Raw genomic sequence first — 18,501 nt, forward strand, 5'->3', positions numbered from 1 at the left:
TTTCGATCAGCGGAGGCGCGACGACAGCGCGCGGGAAACCGGTTCCCCATCTTCTTCGGGCGGATACCCTTAAAAACGGATGTCCATGCCGATGCGCAACGTACGGGGACGCAGCGGGGTGATCTGGCGTTCGTGCGGCAGGGTGAAGGGCGATCCCAGCGCGAAGCGGTTGCCGATCGAATCGAACAAGTTGGTCGCGCTCAGGAACAGGCCGTATCCGCCCCGCCCGATGCGCGCGCTGAGGGCGGTATCGAGGTAGTTGCCCTGCGACACGCCGAGCACCGGGCCGATGCCGAGCCGCGACCGGCCGACATAGCGCGCCCAGCCAGACACGCGCAGATCATATCCGCCGGCAAGGACGGTGGTATAGTCCGCGCCGATCCGTCCGTTGAACCGCGCGACATTGGGCAGATCGTCGCTTTCCGCGATCACCGCCGTTGCGGGCAGCGGGAAGATCACCCCGGGGCCGGGGCCGCTGACCACGCCGGTGCCGCCGTCATAGGCGACCAGCGACGAGCGCAGTACCACCGCCGATGTGAACGGATCGGTGAGCTTGCTGTCCGCATAGACGCCGGACGCCTCGATCAGCAGCCCGGGCAGCGGACGCCATCCGATCGTCGCGTCGACCGACCAGATCCGGCCATCGCCGATATTGTTCGTCGAGGGGAGGCCGGTGCTGTCGACCAGATCGGCCTGGATATCGCGCCAGCGCGTGTGCGCGACCGACAGCGCCAGATTCACGTCGCCCGTACCGGTTCCGCCGTAACGCAGGCCGAGTTCGGCGGTGGCCACGTCGTCATTCCGGTAACGCTGGACGAAATTGTTACGCACCGCGATGCCGCCGGGTCGGAACCCTTCCTGATAACGCGCGAACACTGTCAGATCCGGCGCTGCGCGATAGCTGAACGCGAGCGACGGCAGGATCGTGGTTTCGGACCGTTTGGCCTGCATGCGAACATCGGCCTGTTCGAATTGCGGGGCGTCGAGCGCATCGCCCGAAAGCCGCGCATGCGTCAATCGCCCGCCGCCGGTGACGCTGAGCGAAGGCGTGACCGCCAGCGTGACTTCACCGAACAGGGTCGCTTCGTCGACGCGATTGAACACACCCACTTCACTGCTGAACATGCCCGCGCCGCTGCTGCGGCTGAGCCGATAGTCGTTCCGGACCACGCTGGTGCCGACCACCCAGCCGAGCCCGCCATCCATATCGTAGGACAGGCGATTCTCATTCGAGAGCAAAGAGATACGGCTGTTCTGCCGAAACAGCGTGGGCGGGCCGCTCTCCGGCGTCGCGTCATAGGTCTCGTCGATATCCTGGCGCACCACGCCCGTCGCCGAAACGAAGCTGAGGCCCGAATCCCATTGCTTGCGCACGACGAACTGGCCCAGCGCATAATCATTGCCGAACGCCTGGGCGACCGGGCTTTCCTTGACCAGATCGCGCAGGTCGCGATTGGCATATTGGCTGTCGCGCGCGCGGATCGACTGATAGGTGCCCCCGATGTCGATGGTCCAGCCCGGCGCGGGCTCGGCACGCAGCGAGATGCGCCCGCCATAGGTGTCTGTACGGTTGACGTCCTTCAGGTCGCGCAGCGTATCGTCGATATAGCCGCCGTCTCGCACCGCATAACCGACCGCGCGCACCGCCACATGATCCCCGGCGACAGGCAGGTTGATCATGGCGTTGGCATCGTAGCTGGGCGCACCGTGCGCGGTCGCCGCCGCCGACAACGCGGCGCTCGCCTGCGTCTCGCCCAGGCGCGGCGCCACCGGCAGGATGCGCAGCACCCCGCCGAGCGAACCCGCGCCATGCAATGTGCCCTGCGGCCCCTGCAGCACCTCGATCGTCGCGATGTCGTACAGCCGGAGATCGGGATCGGGCGCGTTATAGTTGAGGCGGGTTTCGCCCAGATACTGGCCCACCGTCGCCTGGGTGGGGCCGTTGAAGCTGGAATCGGCAATGCCGCGAATGAACAGCTTGTTGCGTCCGGGCCCGAAATGCGTGGAACCGACGCCCGGCAGGCGCTGCGCAATCGCCTCCGTGCCGACGCCTTCGGCACCGACGGGCAGATCGTCCATCCTTAAAACCGAAACGCTCCCCGGATAGGCGGAGAGCGGAGTCGCACGCTTGCTGCCGGTCACGATGATGTCGCCGGGCGGTTCTTCGGCCATCATCACCGCGGGCTGGAGCATCGGCCTTTGCGCGACTCGCAGGGGCTGGGGCGGCGGGCTGCGCCGAACGATCCGCCAGCTATCCGCGCCGATGCTGACAAAGCCCGCCTCGGTGCCGTCGAGCAGTTTTTGCAAAGCCTGGCGGACGGTGAATTGCCCACGCACCCGCCGCACCGGCATGGAGGCCAGCCGCGGATCGGAAACGCCGATGCTGATTCCCGCCTGGCGCCCGAGCGCAACCACAGCGCCGCCAAGCGATCCGGCGGGCAGATCCACCGGACGCCGCGTTTCCGCCTGGGCGGCGGACGCACTCGCCACAAGGGCGATCGCAATCAACGCACGTTCAGCGTTCCGCATCGCTCCCCGCCATGAGCACCCAGCCATCGCCCTCGCGCCGCGCGGAGACGCCCAGCACCGCGCCGGCACGCGGCACCGCCCGATCGGCGCCACCGTCGAGCAGGATCACGCCGCTGAAGCGGCGCCCGCGCACGCCCGGCGCAGCCGTCACCGGCACGCCCAGGTTGCGGGAAAGATCGTCGGCAACCGTCGCGAACGCCGCGCTGCCATAGATCAAACGACCTTCGCGCCATGCCGCTACCGCGCCGGGATCGGTATCGCCCGCTTCGGCGCGGCTGCCATCGACCGCACGGAGACGGCGGCCGATCGGCAAAGTCACGCGCTCGGCGCCCTTGTCATAGATCACCACGCCCTCGGACACCGCGACTTCGGTCACGTCGCCCGCGCGGACGACGTTGAACGCGGTGCCGGCATCGGTCAGTGTCGCCCCGCCGGTCTTGACGATGAAGGGGCGGCTTTCGTCATGGACGACGGTGAACAGCGCCTCGCCGCGCTCGAGTTGGGCGAAGCGCGGATTTTCGCGATCGAGCATCAGCCGGGTCCCGCCATTCAGGTCGATGCGGCTGCCATCGGCGAGCGCGACGCTCTGGCGCTCGCCTGCCCTGGTCTCGACGGCATAGCTCGCGCTGGCGGGCAGCAGCAGCGAATAGCCGGCCACCGCGACGAGCGACGCGGCGACCGCGCCCCAGCCCATCGCCCTGCGCCGGCTGGGGCGATAGCCGCCATCATGCCGTGCAGGCGGTGCCAGCGGCCTGGGGGCCGGCGCGACATATGCCGCGCTGTCCCAATCCATATCCTGATCGGCGACGGCCATCGCGTCGTAGACCTGCGCGTGCATCGGATCTTCCTCCAGCCACAGCATGAAGGAATCCCAGTCCGCGAATCCGGGCTCGCGCTGGCGGATAACCCAGGCGATTGCCTCGTCTTCGATGGTGATGCGCGGTCTGTTCATGTCTGTCTCAGGACCATGACGCCGCGGCCCCCGCTAACCCGCATCGTCCTGTCTCCTTAATTCGATCATCGCCCGATAGGCCTTCTGGAGATCCTTCTCGACCGCGCTCAGGCTGATGCCGAATTCCTCCGCGATCTCGCGCTGGCTGACGCCATCGATGCGAAATCTTCGAAAGACCGCAGCGGGCCGTTCGCCAAGAGCCGCCAAGGCAGCCTCGGCCCGGCGCAGGCGCTCGCGTCCGATCAGCACGCGTTCGGCCGAAGGCGTATCGGAAACCCCGGCTACGGTACTACCCGCGGCATCCGACCAGTCATGGTCGCGACGCTGCGCCCGTGTCGTCGAGCGATGGCGATCGAGCATCAGATTGTTGGCGGTCGCGTAAAGATAGGACAGGGGTTCCGCGATCGGCCCCGCCTGCGCGCCCGATACGCGCAGCCACAATTCGTGCAGCAGATCTTCCGCCGCATCGCCCGCGCCACGCGCGCGCAGGAAACGCAGCAGCGTATCGCGGTTGGCAAGGAATACCGCTTCGAGACCGCCGACGGTCATTGATCGCTGATCGGCAGGAAAAACACGGGCGCTCCATGCCGCGAATGCGGCCCCGGAAGCAAGAGCCGCGCGCTTTTGAAGAGCCCCAGAAAAAATATTTGCGGGTTTCGCGAAGCCGCGGCGTCTTACGGGCAAGCCTCGAAATGTATCCCCCCTCGAGGTGACCCACTCCCCCAGACGGTGGGCCGGGGAAGGCGGCGTATCGGCCTTCCTCGGGAATTCTCCGGACGAGAGCGCGGCGCGCGCGAAGGGCGCATTTGCTCCCCCTTAAAGCAGGCCGCCCAGCCGACCGCGTTCTCGTCCGGCTTCACAACATGCGACAGTCTCCCGTTTTCCTCGCTCCTCTTCGCGGGGCGGGCTTTGCCGCCCGGCGCACATCATCGCGCGGGCATATAACGATCGCGCAAGTCCAGCGGACGCGCCGTCAGCGGCATCTGCATTCCCTTCACGAACACCGCTTCGGGCCGCGACAACGGCTCGAGCGGGTCGCCATTCCATAGCACCAGATCAGCTTCTTTTCCTGATTCAAGAGAACCGATACGGTTAGAAACGCCGAATATCCTCGCCGGATTGATCGTGATCGCGGCAATCGCCGCCGCATGCGGCAAACCCCAGGCGACCGCATTCCCCGCGCCGTAGCGCAACTCGCGCGCACGATGCGCGACGCCGCTGCCCGTTTTAAGGATCAGCGTGACGCCGGCGGCGTTGAGCCGGGCCGCATTCTCTTCGGTCGCGCCGAGTTCGGAGAAGCTGCGCGGCAGGTTTGCGATCGGATCGACGATAACCGGCACGCCCGCCGCCGCGATCTGCGGCGCGACGCGCCAGCCCTCCGCCGCGCCGTCGAGGATGATCTTCAGCTTTTCCTCGCGCGCGAGGGTGAGCATTTCCACAATGTCCGATGCGCGATCGACCTTCACGATCACCGGCATCCGCCCTTCGACCACCGGCACCAGCGCTTCCAGATCGATCCGCGCCAACGGCTGGGGGCGTCCGCCGCCGCGATCATAGGCGGCACGGTTGCGCGCGAAATGCCGGACATCCGCGAGCGTCGCCTTCAACTGGACGATCGCCGCGCCCCGCGCGCCGCCCGCGCGCGCGGCGCCGCCTTCGCCCATCTCGAGCACCATGGCGACGCGCGGGCGCGTCACCATGTCCGGCTGCTGCGCCAGATCGATCACCGCCGCCTGCCCCGAAAATTGCAGCTCGCGACCGCGCCGGTCGTCATAGAGCGGCGTCGTCACCGCATGGGTGATGCCGGCCAGCCGCGAAACGGGCAGCAGGATCGAATCGGGATTGAGCCCGCGCGAAATATCGAAGCCCGCGCTGATCCCGGCGCTGTGCGTCGCGCGATCAGCGCTTGGCGGCACCTGACTGACCTCGACCGCGCCCAGCGTGCTGTCCGCCTGGATGAAGCCGGGCGTCACCACGCCCCCCCTGCCGTCGATGACGCGCGCGCCGGTGGGCACAGCGACGCCCGCACCGGCGGCGACGATCCGCCCGTCGCGGATCAGGACGGTGCCGCGTTCGACCTCCCCGGCGGCGGCCATCGTCATCAGTCGCGCATCGACGATCGCGACGGTTTCGGCGGACGCCTGAGAGGAAAGCATGAGCGCCAGCGCGCCGAGCATCGGCCGGATCATCGCGCGCCTCCCACCTGGCCCAGCGTAAAGTCCGAATGCGGCCGATAGGATGGATCGGAGCGATCGAAGACGATGCCGCCATCGATCCAGACCTTGTCCGCGCGCGCATAGATGCTGAACGGATCGGCGCTCCACAGCACGACATCGGCATTCTTGCCGGGCTCCAGCGTGCCGACGTTGTCGGCGATGCCGAGCGCCCGCGCCGAATTGGCGGTGAACCATTTGATCGCCTCGCTCTTGGGGATCTTCAGCCCCGCGCGCCAGGCGGACGACAGCGCCGCCGCCGCTTCCTGGTTCAATCGCTGGATCACCAGCGGATCGTCCGAATGGATGATCGCGCAGCCGCCGGCCGCGTGGATCAGCGGCGCGTTCTCCTCGATCGCGTCGAACACCTCCATCTTGTAGCCCCACCAGCTTGCCCAGGTGGCGACGCAGATATCCTCCTTCACCAGCATCGGCGCGATCTTGTACGCTTCGTTGGCGTGGTGGAAGGTGCGGATGCGGAAGCCGAATTCGCGCGCGATATCGATCATGTTCGCCATCTCGTCGGCGCGGTAGCAATGGTTCTGGACAAGGATCTCGCCCTTGAGCACGCCGGCCAGGGTTTCGAGCTGGAGATCGCGCCTGGGCGGATCGCCGACTTTCCCACCCTTTTCCCATTTGTCCCAGCGGCGCGCATAATCCTGCGCGTCGATCCAGGCCTTGCGATAGCCCGCGACATTGCCCATCCGCGTCGCCGGCGAGCGCCCCTTGGCGGCATAGACGCGCTTGGGATTCTCGCCGCAGGCGATCTTGAGGCCATAGGGCGCGCCGGGGAATTTCATGCCCTGCATGGTCGTGGCGGGCACGTTCTTGAGCGTGACCGAGCGGCCGCCGAACAGATTGGCCGAGCCGGGCAGCACCATCAGCGTCGTCACCCCCGCCTGCCGCGCGGCATCGAGCCCCGGATCCTGCGGCCAGATCGAATGTTCGACCCAGGCCTGGGCGGTATTGGGATCGGTCATCTCGTTGACGTCGTTGAGCGCGTCCGCGCTTTCCGGCTGCGACCAGGCGCCGAGATGCGAATGCGCGTCGATCACGCCCGGCGTCACCCATTTGCCGCGCGCATCCACCCGCTGATATCCCTCCGGCACCGGCAGGTTCGCGCCCACCGCGACGATCCGGCCGCCATCCATCAGCACCGTGCCGTCCGCGATCTCCGCGCCCGTCGCGGTGAGCACATTGCCCCCGACGAGCGCGACCTTGCCGACGACGGGGGCGCGATAGGTGCTCGGAAAGGGGTTGGCATCGATCGCACGGACCGGCTCGGCCGGCGCGGCGACGGTCGCCGTCGCCGCAGGAGTCCTTGCGGGCGGGGGACGCGTGGCCGCGCAGCCGGCAAGTGCGACGGCGATCGACAGGGAAAGCGCGGGCCTGATCATTTGCCGTCGGGCGTCACCGAGCGGACCACGCCGCCCTTTTCGTCGAGGAAGTCGATCGAAGCCTTTCCGTCCGCCATCACCTTCATCAGGATGCGCGGGCGGCCCATCGCGTCGTTGAGCATCACCGCGGAATCGCGATCTCGCGTCTTGCCGACATAGACACGCTGGCGGCCGAACGTGCCCTCCGCCTGGAATTTCTGCATCAGCGCGGTCTTTTCAGGACCATCGGGCAGCTTGCTGAAACGCATGGCCTCGTCGAAATCGAGCGGCGCATCGGGCCGGTCGTTGACGATCATGCCCGCCCAGCGGCGGCCCGCATATTCGCTCTGGGTCAGCTGGATCACCTGATCCTGCTCGAACTGATCGAAGCTCAGATGACCGCCGCCCGAAACCTTGCCATCGGGGCCCTTCTGGCCGCTGAAGGTGAGGCCACCATTCTCGGTGCCTTCGTTGTTGTAGAAGATGATGCCGGCGCCGCGATTGCCGCTGGGGTGCGGGCGTTCCTTGCCGTGATAGATGATGCCCGGCGATCGGCTGGTGTTCGACACGATCATGCGGATGGTGCCGTCATCCTCGCGCACATTGATGCGCTTCACGTCGATCTCGTCGAACGCGGCCTTTTTGGGCGTGGTATCCGCCATCGCGCCGGTGCCGAGCGAAAAGGCCATGGCGGCGGTGAGCACGCCCGAATAGAGGATGAGGAGCCTGTTGCCGTTCATTGTTTTTCTCCTGTCGAACGATTTTGGGTGATTGCGGGAAGATAGCGGTCGCGCAGCTCGGTCGCGCGCGAGGTCATGGGTTGTTCGACACCGCCGATCAGCACCGATACCGGCCGCGCGACGGTTTCCAGCGGATCGCCGTCCCAGATCACGACGTCTCCCGCCTTGCCCGGTTCGAGCGATCCGATGCGATCGGCCAGGCCGAAAATGCGGGCCGGATTGATCGTGACCGCCGCGAGCGCCGCCTGCCAGGGCAGGCCGTTGGCGACGGCATTGCCGGCATTATAGCGCATCTCGCGCTCGCGGTGATTGCCATTGCCCTGGATCGCGATCGTCACGCCGGCGGCGGCCAGGCGCCGGGCATTGCCGAGCGTCGCGCCGAGCATCTCGAACGAGACGGGATTATTCTCGATCGGGGTCAACAGCACCGGCACCTTCGCCGCCGCGATCTCACGCGCGACACGCCAGCCCTCGCCCGCACCCTCCAGGATCAGCTTTACCTTCTCCTCGCGCGCCATCGCCAGCGCGTCACGGATGTCCGATGCGCGATTGACCGAAACGAGCAAGGGCATCCGCCCTTCGACCACCGGAAGCAGCGCCTCCAGATCGACGCGCGACAGCGTGTAATCACGCGTCTCGCCGCGATCATAGGCGGCGCGGCGGCGCGCGAAGTCGCGCACTTCGGCGAAGATCGCCTGGAGCGCGACCAGTTCGGCGGCGCGCGCGCCGCCCGCGCGTTCGGCGCCGGCATCGCCCATGTCGAGCACCATCGCGACGCCGCGCTTCATCAGCATCGGCGCGCCACCGAGCAAGACCGCCGCCGCCTGCCCCGCGAAGAGCAGTTCGCGGCCCGCCGCATCGTCATAAGCCGGCGTCGCGATCGCGCTGGTGATGCCGCCCAGCCGCGCGACGGGCAGCAGCAGCGAATCCGGGTTGAGGCCATAGCCCGCGTCGAACGCCGCGCTGATATCGCTTTTGCGCGTGCCGCGATCATCGGTCGATTCGACCGCGCGCACCTCGATCAGGCCGAGCGCGGTGCCCGACGCGACCAGGCCGGGCGTGACGATCCTGTTCGTGGCATCGATGATCCGCGCGCCTGGCGGCACGGGCACATCCGCGCCGACCGCGACGATGCGGCCGTCACGGACGATGACGGTGCCGCGCGCGATCTCGCCCGCGCCGCCCATCGTCACGACGCGCCCGCCGGTGATCGCCACCGTCTCCGCCGCTGCCGGCAGCGCGACGGTCAGCATCAATGCGGCAAGAAGGGGCCGGATCATCGCGCGAACTCCTGTCCCGGCTGGCCGAGCACGAAATCGGACGACCCCTGATAGCGCGGATCGGCGCGGTCCCAGCTCAGCACACCGTCGATCCAGACCTTTTCCGCGACGGCATAGACGCTGAACGGATCGGCGCTCCACAGCACCACATCCCCCATCTTGCCCGGCTCCAGCGTGCCGACGCGATCGGCGACGCCCATCGCCTTGGCCGGATTGGCGGTGATCCAGCGGATCGCCTGCCCGCGCGCGATCGTCATGCCTGCATGGTTGGCGGCGGTCATCGCGATCCCAGCTTCCTGGTTGAGCCGCTGGATCAGCAATCCGTCGTCCGAATGGATGATCGCGCAGCCGCCGGCCGCGTCGATCATCGGCGCATTCTCCTCGATGCCGTCGAGCGATTCCATCTTCGCGCCCCAGCTGTTCGCCCAGGTCGCGACGCAGATATCCTCCTTCGCGAGCAGCGGCGCGATCTTGTAGGCCTCGTTCGCGTGATGGAAGGCGCGGATGCGGAAGCCGAATTCGCGCGCGACATCGATCATCACCGCCATCTCGTCGGCACGGTAACAATGATTCTGGACGAGGATCTCGCCCTTGAGCACGCCCGCCAGCGTTTCGAGCTGGAGATCGCGCTTGGGCGGATCGCCCGCCTTCCCGCCCTTTTCCCACTTCTCCCAGCGCCGGAGATAGTCGGCGGCGTCGATCCAGGCCTTGCGATAGCCCGCGACATTGCCCATCCGCGTCATCGGCGCACGGCCCTTGCCGCCATAGACGCGCTTGGGATTCTCGCCGCACGCCATTTTCAGGCCATAGGGCGCGCCCGGGAACTTCATCGCCTGGGCGGTGACGGCGGGCACGTTCTTGAGCGTGGCCGAACGGCCGCCGAAAAGGTTGGCCGAACCCGGCAACACCATCAGCGACGTGACGCCGCCGCCCCGCGCCAGCCGGAATTTGGGATCCTGCGGCCAGACCGAATGTTCGGCCCAGACCTCCGCCGTGTTGGGAGAGACCGCCTCATTGCCATCCTCGTGCGAGGGCGTACCGGGTGACGGATAGACGCCGAGATGCGAATGCGCGTCGATGATGCCGGGCGTCACCCATTTGCCGCGCCCGTCGATCCGCTGATAACCGTCCGGCACCGCCAGATCGGCGCCGACCGCCTCCACCTTACCGTCGCGCACCAGCACGGTGCCGGTCGCGATCTCCGCGCCCGTGCCCGTCAGGATCGACGCGCCGACAATGGCGAGCGGAGGATGCGGCGCAGGACGATAGGTGGAGGTAAAGGGATCCCCGCCACCCACATCCTGCGCCGCCGCAACGCAGCCGACCGCTAACAGCAGCGCCGCGCCGACCAGCCGGCCAGCACCCAAAACCGTTCGTTCCGCCGCTGACCCCATAATCGACCTCCACCCCACAGCAGAGGAGCGACGGGCGCGGAGAATCCGCCACTCGCTTTTTACATCGGACGAGTGGCGGATTTGCCCGGCCTGACCATCGTCTCGGGCAGGGGAGATCCGCTTATCCCTGCGGATATCATGAGGGGCTGGGCCATAGTGAGTGTACATCGTCTGGCGCGTCGCGCCGCCAATCTTCCGACCAGCTTTCCGGCGCCGCATTTTCCATCGGAACTCGAAGCCGATGTGATCCCGTTCGATTCGGGTTTCGCGGCGCCGCAATTGCTGCCGGACCTGACCGATTTCGCGATCGCCGCGCTCAACGCGCATCGTGAGGAAACGCTGCAATATTCGCCGACGCACGGCCAGCCCGAACTGCGCGGCTGGCTGTCCGACCTGATGAACGAGGATGGCTGCGCGCTGACGCCCGACCATCTGCTGATCGTCAACGGCGCCAAGCACGGGCTGGAGCTGATCTGCCGGCTGCTGCTCGACGAAGGCGACACTGTCGTCGTCACCGCGCCGACCTATTTCACCGCGATCCCGATCTTCCGCAGCTTCGGCGTCGATTTCATCGAAGTGGGCCAGGACGCGCACGGCATCGACGTCGCCGCGCTGGATAGCCTGCTCGATGCACGGGCGCAGCAGGGGCTCGCCGCGCCCAAGCTGATCTACAATGTCGCCGATTTCCACAATCCGACGGGCGCCACCATGTCACTGGAACGCCGCCAGGCGTTGATCGCGCTCGCCGATGCGCGCGGAATCACCATTGTGGAAGACACGCCCTATCGCCGCGTCCGTTTCGAAGGCGAGACCGTGCCGTCATTGAAGGCGCTCGATCGGAACGGCACGGTGCTGCATGTCGGCACCTTCTCCAAACTGGTGGCGCCCGGCCTGCGCATCGGCTGGGTCGCCGCCGATCCGGAAATCATCGCACGGCTGATCCGGCTGAAATCGGATGGCGGATCGTCTCCGCTCGTCCAGCGCATCATCTATGAATTCGGTCGCTCACCCGCCTTCGCCGCGCATATCGAGCGCGTCCAGGCGGTCTATCGCGAACGGCGCGACCGCATCGTCGAGGCGGTGCGCCGCGAAATCCCGGCCGCCGAGATCGCGGTGCCGGAGGGCGGATATTATGTCTGGCTGACCTTGCCGTCGCATATCGACGGCGACGTGGTCACCGCGCTCGCGGCCGAGGCGAAAGTGAACCTGATCGCGGGCAGCACCTTCTTCGCGACGCCGGGCGCGGGCAATGCCCGCGCGCCCAGGAATCATATCCGTCTGTCCTACAGCTATGCGACGCCCGAGCAGATCGACGAGGGCGTGCGCCGGCTGGCCGGCGCCTATCGGTCGGTCGCCGGCTGATGGCATCGGCCCCGCAGCCGCTGGTCGAGTTCCGCGGCGTCGAGAAACGCTATGGCGGCGGAACGCGGCCGGCCGTGGCGGGGCTGGACCTGACGGTCGCCAAGGGGGAGTTCCTGACGTTGCTCGGCCCCTCCGGATCGGGCAAGACGACCACGCTGATGATGCTCGCCGGCTTCGAAACGCCGACGGCGGGAGACATCATGCTCGACGGCCGCTCGCTCGCCAAACAGCCGCCGCACAAGCGCAACATGGGCGTGGTCTTCCAGAATTACGCGCTGTTCCCGCATATGAGCGTTTCGCAGAATCTCGCCTTCCCGCTGAGCGTACGCGGCATGCGCACCCAGGATATCGCGGCGCGCGTCGACGAGGCGCTGGCGCTGGTCCGGCTCGACGGGCTCGGCCATCGCCGGCTCGACGCGCTGTCGGGCGGCCAGCGCCAACGCGTCGCATTGGCGCGCGCGCTGATCTTCGAACCCGATCTGGTGCTGATGGACGAACCGCTGGGCGCGCTCGACCGCCAGCTCCGCGAAAAGCTGCAGGCGGAAATCAAGCGCATCCAGCGCGCGCTGGGGCTGACGATCGTCTATGTCACGCACGACCAGAGCGAAGCGCTGACCTTGTCCGACCGGATCGTGGTGTTCGCCGACGGCGCCGTGCAGCAGATCGGATCGCCGCAATCGATCTACGAACATCCTGCCAACGCCTTTGTCGCGGGGTTCGTCGGCGAGAATAACGGGCTGGCAGGCACCGTCACCGCGCGCGACGGCGATGTCTGCGAGGTCCGGCTGGACGGCGGCGAGGCGATCCGCGCGACCGCGATCGGCAATATCGCGCCGGGCGCGCGCGTCGTCACCACCATCCGCCCTGAACATGTCGGCATGGACAACGGCATCGACAGCTATTGCAACCGGCTGGATGCGCGCGTCGACGAACTCGTCTATCACGGCGATCATAGCCGCATCCGGGCGACATTGCCGGGCGGGGCGACGCTGACGATCTGCGCGCCGCGCGGACGGGGGATCGAGCCGGCCGAGGCATTGCCGATCGGCTGGTGCGCGGATCGGTGCTTCGCCTTCCCGGCCGACGACTGGGTAGAGGATCCGCTGGGGGACGCGCAATGAAGCGATGGGCACGCATGGTCGCGACGCTCGGCCTCACGGCCACCACCATCGCGCTCTCCTCATGCGGATCGGACGCGCCGACGCGGCCGCTGACCATCGTCGGCTGGGGCGGATCGTCGCAGGACGCGCATCGCAACGCCTATTGGACGTCCTTCACCAAAACCACCGGCATCAAGCTGCGCGAGGACACCTGGCACGGCGGCGTCGGCGTGATCCGCACCAAGGTGATCGGCGGCGATTCGAGCTGGGATATCGTCCAGGTCGAGACCGAGGACCTGATCCTGGGTTGCGAGGAAGGGCTGTTCCAGCCGCTCGACTGGGCGGCGCTGGGCGGGCGCGGCGCCTTCGTGCCCTCCGCCGTCCATGAATGCGGCGTCGGCGCTATGCTCTGGTCCTATCTGATCGGCTATGACGGCGACCGGATCAAGGGACCGGGGCCGCAAAGCTGGGCCGATTTCTGGGACGTGAAGCGTTTTCCCGGCAAGCGCGGCATGCGCAAAACGCCCAAATATTCGCTCGAATTCGCGCTGCTCGCCGATGGCGTGCCGCCAGCGCAGGTCTATCCCACGCTGCGCACCGCGTCGGGCGTCGATCGCGCATTCCGCAAGCTCGACGCGCTCAAGCCCAATATCGTCTGGTGGTCCTCGATCTCGCAGGTGCCCGATCTGATCGGATCGGGCGAGGTCGCGATGTCGGTGACGAGCCCGGGCCGGCTGATCGTCGCCAACCAGACCGAGAAGCGCAATTTCAAGGTGAGCTGGCACGGCAATATCTACGCCGTCGATTATTGGGTGATCCTGAGCAACAGCCCGCGCAAGGCCGAAGCGAACGAACTGCTGCGCTACATGACGCGTCCGGAAAACCAGATGCGCCTACCCACCTTCATTCCCACCGGCCTGACCAGCGTGGAGGCAGGAAAAAGGATCGATCCACGCTACAAGCGCGACACTCCGTCCGATCCCGCCAACATGACCGACGCGCTCGCGCTCGATGGCGATTTCTGGGTGGAATATGGCGACCAGCTCACCCAGCGCTTCAATGCCTGGGTCGCGCGCTGAAACCATGACCCCGTCGATATCCGTCCAGCCGGGATCGGTGCGGGCGACGCGGATGCCGCGTCGCTGGTGGACCTTCGCGCTGGTCGCGCCGCTGCTGCTGTTCCTGTTGGCGAGCTTCATCGTGCCGGTGCTGATGATGCTCTCCCGCGCGGTGACCGATCACGAACTCGCCGACAGTTGGCCGAAAAGTGCGGCGGCGCTCTCGCGATGGGATGGAGAGGGCCTGCCCGATGATGCGCTGGCGCGCACCGTCGCCGCCGAGATGCTGGCGACCCGGCAGGCGGGCACGCTCAACCGCGTCGCCAACCGGCTCAATTACGACGTGGTCGGATCGCGGACTTTGCTCTACCTGACCGCCGATCGCATGGCCGCCGGGGCGCCCGGCAATTCGCTCGCCGATCTGGTGCGGATCGATCCGCGCTGGGCCAACCGCACCTATTGGTCGGCGATGCGGCACGCGGCCGGGCCGCTGACCAGCTATTACCTGCTCGCCTCGCTCGACCGGCGGATCGACGCGGACGGCAATATCGCGGCGGTTTCGCGCGAACAGGCGGTGTTCGTCGATATCTTCCTGCGCACCTTCAAGATCAGCCTGGTCGTCGCCCTGCTCTGCACGATGCTGGGCTATCCCGTCGCCTATCTGCTGGCCTCGCTGCCCGAACGCCGCGCCAATCCGCTGCTGATCCTGGTGCTGCTGCCCTTCTGGACCTCCGCACTGGTGCGAACCACCGCCTGGGTGGTGCTGCTGCAAACCAATGGCGTGGTGAACGGGCTGCTCGAACAGGCCGGGCTGATCGATGCGCCGCTGCAACTGATCTACAACCGGCTGGGCGTCTATATCGCGATGACGCATGTGTTGCTGCCCTTCTTCATCCTGCCGCTCTACGGCGTGATGAAGGGGATCGAGCCGTCGGCGATGCGCGCCGCCAGTTCGCTCGGCGCGACGCCGCTCACCGCTTTCCTCAAAGTCTATCTGCCGCAGACCATGCCGGGCGTGGCGGCGGGCGCGATCATCGTCTTCACGCTGGCGCTGGGCTATTACATCACGCCCGCGCTGGTCGGCGGCGGCGCGGACCAGATGATCAGCGGATCGATCGCCTTCTACACCAACCAGTCGCTCAACTGGGGCATGGCGGCGGCGCTCAGCCTGTTACTGCTGATCCCGCTGCTGCTGATGGTCTTCGCCGGGCGCACGATGGCGCGAACGGTGCCGGCATGAGCACGCATGGCATCGCATCGCGCGGCTGGGGCCGTTTCGCGCTGATCGGCTATTGCAGCCTGGTCTTCGCCTTCCTGGTGCTGCCGATCCTGGCGGTGGTGCCGCTGTCGCTCAACCCCAGCTCGTTCCTGGTCTTTCCAGAGCATGGCCTCTCGCTGCGCTGGTACCGGGCGCTGTGGGACTCGCCGCAATGGATGCGCGCCTTCGGCAACAGCCTGTCAGTCGCCACCGCGACCATGCTGATCGCGACGCCGCTCGGCACGCTCGCCGCGATCGGCCTCGCCAATATGCGGTCGCGCGCCAAGCCGCTGATCGTCGCGCTGCTCTCGGCGCCGATGGTCGTGCCCGTCGTGATCGTCGCGATCGCCTTTTATTTCCTGTTCGCGCCACTGGGCCTGGTCAACGGCTTTGCCGGCCTCGTCATCGCGCACACGGTGCTTGCCCTGCCCTTCGTCGTCATCGTCGTCCATGCCTCGCTCCAGGGTTTCGATTTCGAACTGGTGCGCGCCGCCGCGAGCCTGGGCGCCCGCCCCGCCACCGTGATGGTGCGCGTGCTGGCGCCGCTGATCGCGCCGGGCATCGCAGCGGGCGCGGTCTTCGCCTTCATGACGTCATTCGACGAGACGGTGGTGGCGCTGTTCATCGCCGGCCCCGATCAACGCACGCTGCCGATGCAGATGTTCGAAGGCGTGCGCGAGCAGATCAGCCCCGCCATCACCGCCGCCGCGACCCTGCTGGTGATCGCATCGACCGTGCTGCTCGGCACCGCCGAACTGCTGCGCCGCCGCGCCGACCGGCTGCGTCCGGATCGGCCATGATTGAAGTTCCGTCCGAAGCCGAACTGCGCCGGCGCGCCGGCCGCAAATGGCGCAGCTATCCCGACGACGTGATCCCGGCCTGGATCGCGGACATGGATCTGATGCCCGCGCCGGCGATCGTGGAGACGCTGTCCGAAGCGGTGCGGCTGGGGGATTTCGGCTATGGCCTGACCATGGCGACGAACGGCGTCCCCGCCGCCTTTGCGCGCTGGGCGGAGCGGCGCTGGGACTGGCGGGTCTCGCCCGAACATGTGCTGCTGATGCCCGATGTCGTCGGCGGGATCGCCAATTGCATCGAGGCGCTGAGCGCGCCGGGCGATGCGATCATCGTCCAGACGCCTGCCTATCCTCCGCTGCTCAGTTCGGTGCGGACCGCCGGCCGCCGGCTGATCGAGCACCCTCTGGCCGATGGCCGGATCGACCTGGACGAACTCGATGCGCTGATGAGCCGGGATGGTGCGCGGATGATGCTGTTCTGCCATCCGCACAATCCCAGCGGCCACTGTTTTACCGCGCTCGAACTGACCGGCATCGCCGAGCTTGCGCGCCGTCACGACGTGATCGTGATTTCGGACGAAGTGCATGCCGACCTGACCTATAAACCGCATCGCCATATTCCCTTCGCGACGATCGCGCCCGAACGCACGGTGACGCTCAATGCGCCGAGCAAGGCGTTCAACGTCGCGGGGCTGCGCACGGCGGTCTGCGCGGCGCGGGGCGATTTGCTGGCGAAGCTCAAGGCCTTGCCCTCGACGCGCTGGAACGCCTTTTCCGCGCCGGGCGTCCGCGCCGCGCTGGCGGCGTGGAGCGACGCGGGGGAGGACTGGCTGATCGCCTGTGTCGATCATCTCCAGGCGCGGCGCGACCAGCTTGCGGCGCTGCTTGCGGAGCATTGCCCGGCGATCGGCTATATGCCTCCCGAAGCCGGCTATCTCGCCTGGCTCGATTGCCGGGCGCTCGGGCTGGAGAATCCGGCGGGGTATTTTCTGGAGCGGGCGAAGGTCGCGCTGTCGGCGGGGCCGGATTTCGGCGCGCCGGGTGAGGGGTTCGTGCGGCTCAATTTCGCGACTTCGGCTGAGATATTGGAGGAGATTGTGGTGAGGATGGGTCGGGTGCTTTCTCCCCTCCCGTTTACGGGAGGGGTCGGGGGAGGGCCTGTCAACGTCAGCACCAAGCCCAAACAGGCCCTCCCGCAAGCGGGAGGGGGATAATCACTCAACCGCCCCAAACCTCCGCGCAAAGCCTTGCGAAATTGCCGCCGAGCAGCTTCTCGATCCGCCGCGCGGGCCAGCCGCGCGCGGAGAGATCGTCGGCGAGGCGCAGGAAGCGCGCGGGCTCGTTATACTCCGGCACCAGATTGAGCACATCCGGGGCCTCGCCCGGGGCCGCCACGCCCAACGCACGACGCTCTTCATAGAAGCGCTTCTGCGCCGCCAGCGCCTCCGGACCGGTCGGCGCCGCGCGGATGCCACCATCGGTGCCGAGCGAGACATGATCCTCCCCCGCCACCTTCACCACATGCTCGACATGGCGGATGACATCCTCGGCGCGCGCCTGGCCGCCCGCACGCAGGAAGGGCATGAAATAGATGCCGGCGACGCCACCCTTATCGGCGAGTGCCCGCAATTCGATATCCGACGTGTTGCGCGGCACGTCGACCAGCGCGCGGCAGCCGGTGTGGCTGATCGCGATCGGCGCGGTGGAGGCGGCGATGGCGTCGGCGATGGTGCGCGCGCCGGCATGGCTGGCATCGACCAGCATCCGCCGCGCGTTGAGCGCCGCGACGACATCGCGGCCATAGGCGCTGAGCCCGGCATTGGCGGGCTCCAGGCAGCCGTCGCCGACGAGGTTGCGGATGTTGTAGGTCAATTGGACGATGCGCACGCCGAGCAGATCGAACAGGTCGAGCCGGCCGATCTCGGTTTCGAGCGGGACACTGTCCTGGAAACCGAAGATCACGCCCAGCCGTCCGCTGTCCTGCGCCAGTTTGAGGTCGGCGGCACTGCGGACCTGGAGCAGATGGTCGGGAAAGGCGGAGACGAAGCGCGCATAGCGGGTGATGCGGCGCAAGGTCTCCTCGAAGCGGCCCGGCGCCCCGCCGCCCGCCCCCACCGTCTGGTTGATCGCGGTAAGGCCCGAGGCGCGGAACGCGTCGAGCTGCGCCTGGATGCCCGGCGATCTGGGATCGAGATTGCCGAGCGAACCGAGCCCGTCGATCACCATCGCGCGGGCGTAGCGCTCCGCACCGAAGCCTTGGGCATGGGCCCGACCGGCGAATGCCAGCGCCGCGGCACCGGCGAGCACGGTGCGGCGGCTGGGGCAAATTGCACGAACGGAATGTTGAAAAGGTGAATTGAAGCCACTCACGGCGTCATCCCCGCCCTTCGAAAGCCGTCATTGCGAGCGAAGCGAAGCAATCCAGGGATGCACGAGCCGCTG

At 67.3% G+C, this 18,501-nt stretch carries 15 protein-coding genes; 6 read left to right on the forward strand and 9 right to left on the reverse strand.

What is annotated here, in order from left to right; all coding sequences use genetic code 11:
- Positions 1-69 precede the first annotated feature (69 nt).
- The 8 genes from K7G82_RS16760 to K7G82_RS16795 form a co-directional block, all read right to left on the reverse strand.
- Entirely contained in the window at positions 70-2,529 is a 2,460-nt protein-coding gene (locus K7G82_RS16760; protein WP_222991063.1) for a TonB-dependent receptor, read from the reverse strand.
- The gene (locus K7G82_RS16765; RefSeq protein WP_246623629.1) at positions 2,516-3,481 is read right to left on the reverse strand and encodes a FecR family protein; all 966 of its coding nucleotides are present in this window, start codon (positions 3,479-3,481) and stop codon (positions 2,516-2,518) included. The genes K7G82_RS16760 and K7G82_RS16765 overlap by 14 nt, the downstream gene beginning before the upstream one ends.
- 33 nt (positions 3,482-3,514) lie before the next feature.
- On the reverse strand, positions 3,515-4,030 hold the full coding sequence (locus tag K7G82_RS16770) for an RNA polymerase sigma factor (RefSeq protein WP_222991064.1): 516 nt from the start codon (positions 4,028-4,030) through the stop codon (positions 3,515-3,517).
- 377 nt (positions 4,031-4,407) lie between these two features.
- Positions 4,408-5,670, reverse strand: a complete 1,263-nt coding sequence (locus K7G82_RS16775; protein ID WP_222991065.1) for an amidohydrolase family protein — start codon at positions 5,668-5,670, stop codon at positions 4,408-4,410.
- A complete protein-coding gene (locus K7G82_RS16780; RefSeq protein ID WP_222991066.1) occupies positions 5,667-7,091 on the reverse strand; it encodes an amidohydrolase in 1,425 nt (474 codons plus the stop codon). The genes K7G82_RS16775 and K7G82_RS16780 overlap by 4 nt, the downstream gene beginning before the upstream one ends.
- Positions 7,088-7,810, reverse strand: coding sequence for a hypothetical protein (locus K7G82_RS16785; RefSeq protein ID WP_222991067.1), 723 nt, complete (start codon positions 7,808-7,810; stop codon positions 7,088-7,090). Before K7G82_RS16785 ends, K7G82_RS16780 begins: the two co-directional genes overlap by 4 nt.
- Positions 7,807-9,090, reverse strand: coding sequence for an amidohydrolase family protein (locus K7G82_RS16790; protein ID WP_222991068.1), 1,284 nt, complete (start codon positions 9,088-9,090; stop codon positions 7,807-7,809). Before K7G82_RS16790 ends, K7G82_RS16785 begins: the two co-directional genes overlap by 4 nt.
- The gene (locus K7G82_RS16795) at positions 9,087-10,484 is read right to left on the reverse strand and encodes an amidohydrolase (protein ID WP_222991069.1); all 1,398 of its coding nucleotides are present in this window, start codon (positions 10,482-10,484) and stop codon (positions 9,087-9,089) included. The genes K7G82_RS16790 and K7G82_RS16795 overlap by 4 nt, the downstream gene beginning before the upstream one ends.
- Before the next feature lie 156 nt (positions 10,485-10,640).
- On the opposite strand from K7G82_RS16795, the gene K7G82_RS16800 reads away from it, so the two are divergent.
- Genes K7G82_RS16800 through K7G82_RS16825 form a run of 6 tightly spaced genes read left to right on the forward strand, consistent with a single transcriptional unit; the run spans position 10,641 to position 17,273 of the window.
- Positions 10,641-11,846: an aminotransferase-like domain-containing protein gene (locus tag K7G82_RS16800; RefSeq protein WP_222991070.1), complete on the forward strand. Its 1,206-nt coding sequence runs from the start codon at positions 10,641-10,643 to the stop codon at positions 11,844-11,846.
- Positions 11,846-12,967 carry an ABC transporter ATP-binding protein gene (locus tag K7G82_RS16805; protein ID WP_222991071.1) on the forward strand — a complete coding sequence of 374 codons (1,122 nt, stop codon included), beginning with the start codon at positions 11,846-11,848 and terminating at the stop codon, positions 12,965-12,967. The genes K7G82_RS16800 and K7G82_RS16805 overlap by 1 nt, the downstream gene beginning before the upstream one ends.
- Complete coding sequence (locus K7G82_RS16810) at positions 12,964-14,025, forward strand: ABC transporter substrate-binding protein (protein WP_222991072.1); 1,062 nt, start codon at positions 12,964-12,966, stop codon at positions 14,023-14,025. The genes K7G82_RS16805 and K7G82_RS16810 overlap by 4 nt, the downstream gene beginning before the upstream one ends.
- A gap of 4 nt (positions 14,026-14,029) precedes the next feature.
- On the forward strand, positions 14,030-15,244 hold the full coding sequence (locus tag K7G82_RS16815; protein ID WP_222991073.1) for an ABC transporter permease: 1,215 nt from the start codon (positions 14,030-14,032) through the stop codon (positions 15,242-15,244).
- Positions 15,241-16,062, forward strand: coding sequence for an ABC transporter permease (locus tag K7G82_RS16820; protein WP_222991074.1), 822 nt, complete (start codon positions 15,241-15,243; stop codon positions 16,060-16,062). Before K7G82_RS16815 ends, K7G82_RS16820 begins: the two co-directional genes overlap by 4 nt.
- Positions 16,059-17,273: a MalY/PatB family protein gene (locus tag K7G82_RS16825; protein WP_222991075.1), complete on the forward strand. Its 1,215-nt coding sequence runs from the start codon at positions 16,059-16,061 to the stop codon at positions 17,271-17,273. The genes K7G82_RS16820 and K7G82_RS16825 overlap by 4 nt, the downstream gene beginning before the upstream one ends.
- Positions 17,274-17,277: 4 nt before the next feature.
- Here the strand turns inward: K7G82_RS16825 and K7G82_RS16830 are convergent, their stop codons facing one another.
- Positions 17,278-18,366 carry a dipeptidase gene (locus K7G82_RS16830; protein WP_222991076.1) on the reverse strand — a complete coding sequence of 363 codons (1,089 nt, stop codon included), beginning with the start codon at positions 18,364-18,366 and terminating at the stop codon, positions 17,278-17,280.
- Between the last annotated feature and the right edge of the window lie 135 nt (positions 18,367-18,501).

Source organism: Sphingomonas colocasiae (assembly GCF_019880585.1).
Classification (GTDB): domain Bacteria; phylum Pseudomonadota; class Alphaproteobacteria; order Sphingomonadales; family Sphingomonadaceae; genus Sphingobium_A; species Sphingobium_A colocasiae.

What these genes read in the sequence shown, in the direction of transcription:
- K7G82_RS16810 (WP_222991072.1), top strand. Translation starts at nt 12,964, where the DNA reads ATGAAGCGATGGGCACGCATGGTCGCGACGCTCGGCCTCACGGCCACC.
- K7G82_RS16785 (WP_222991067.1), bottom strand. Translation starts at nt 7,810, where the DNA reads ATGAACGGCAACAGGCTCCTCATCCTCTATTCGGGCGTGCTCACCGCC.
- K7G82_RS16805 (WP_222991071.1), top strand. Translation starts at nt 11,846, where the DNA reads ATGGCATCGGCCCCGCAGCCGCTGGTCGAGTTCCGCGGCGTCGAGAAA.
- K7G82_RS16790 (WP_222991068.1), bottom strand. Translation starts at nt 9,090, where the DNA reads ATGATCCGGCCCCTTCTTGCCGCATTGATGCTGACCGTCGCGCTGCCG.
- K7G82_RS16795 (WP_222991069.1), bottom strand. Translation starts at nt 10,484, where the DNA reads ATGGGGTCAGCGGCGGAACGAACGGTTTTGGGTGCTGGCCGGCTGGTC.
- K7G82_RS16775 (WP_222991065.1), bottom strand. Translation starts at nt 5,670, where the DNA reads ATGATCCGGCCGATGCTCGGCGCGCTGGCGCTCATGCTTTCCTCTCAG.
- K7G82_RS16770 (WP_222991064.1), bottom strand. Translation starts at nt 4,030, where the DNA reads ATGACCGTCGGCGGTCTCGAAGCGGTATTCCTTGCCAACCGCGATACG.
- K7G82_RS16820 (WP_222991074.1), top strand. Translation starts at nt 15,241, where the DNA reads ATGAGCACGCATGGCATCGCATCGCGCGGCTGGGGCCGTTTCGCGCTG.
- K7G82_RS16780 (WP_222991066.1), bottom strand. Translation starts at nt 7,091, where the DNA reads ATGATCAGGCCCGCGCTTTCCCTGTCGATCGCCGTCGCACTTGCCGGC.
- K7G82_RS16765 (WP_246623629.1), bottom strand. Translation starts at nt 3,481, where the DNA reads ATGAACAGACCGCGCATCACCATCGAAGACGAGGCAATCGCCTGGGTT.
- K7G82_RS16815 (WP_222991073.1), top strand. Translation starts at nt 14,030, where the DNA reads ATGACCCCGTCGATATCCGTCCAGCCGGGATCGGTGCGGGCGACGCGG.
- K7G82_RS16760 (WP_222991063.1), bottom strand. Translation starts at nt 2,529, where the DNA reads ATGCGGAACGCTGAACGTGCGTTGATTGCGATCGCCCTTGTGGCGAGT.
- K7G82_RS16825 (WP_222991075.1), top strand. Translation starts at nt 16,059, where the DNA reads ATGATTGAAGTTCCGTCCGAAGCCGAACTGCGCCGGCGCGCCGGCCGC.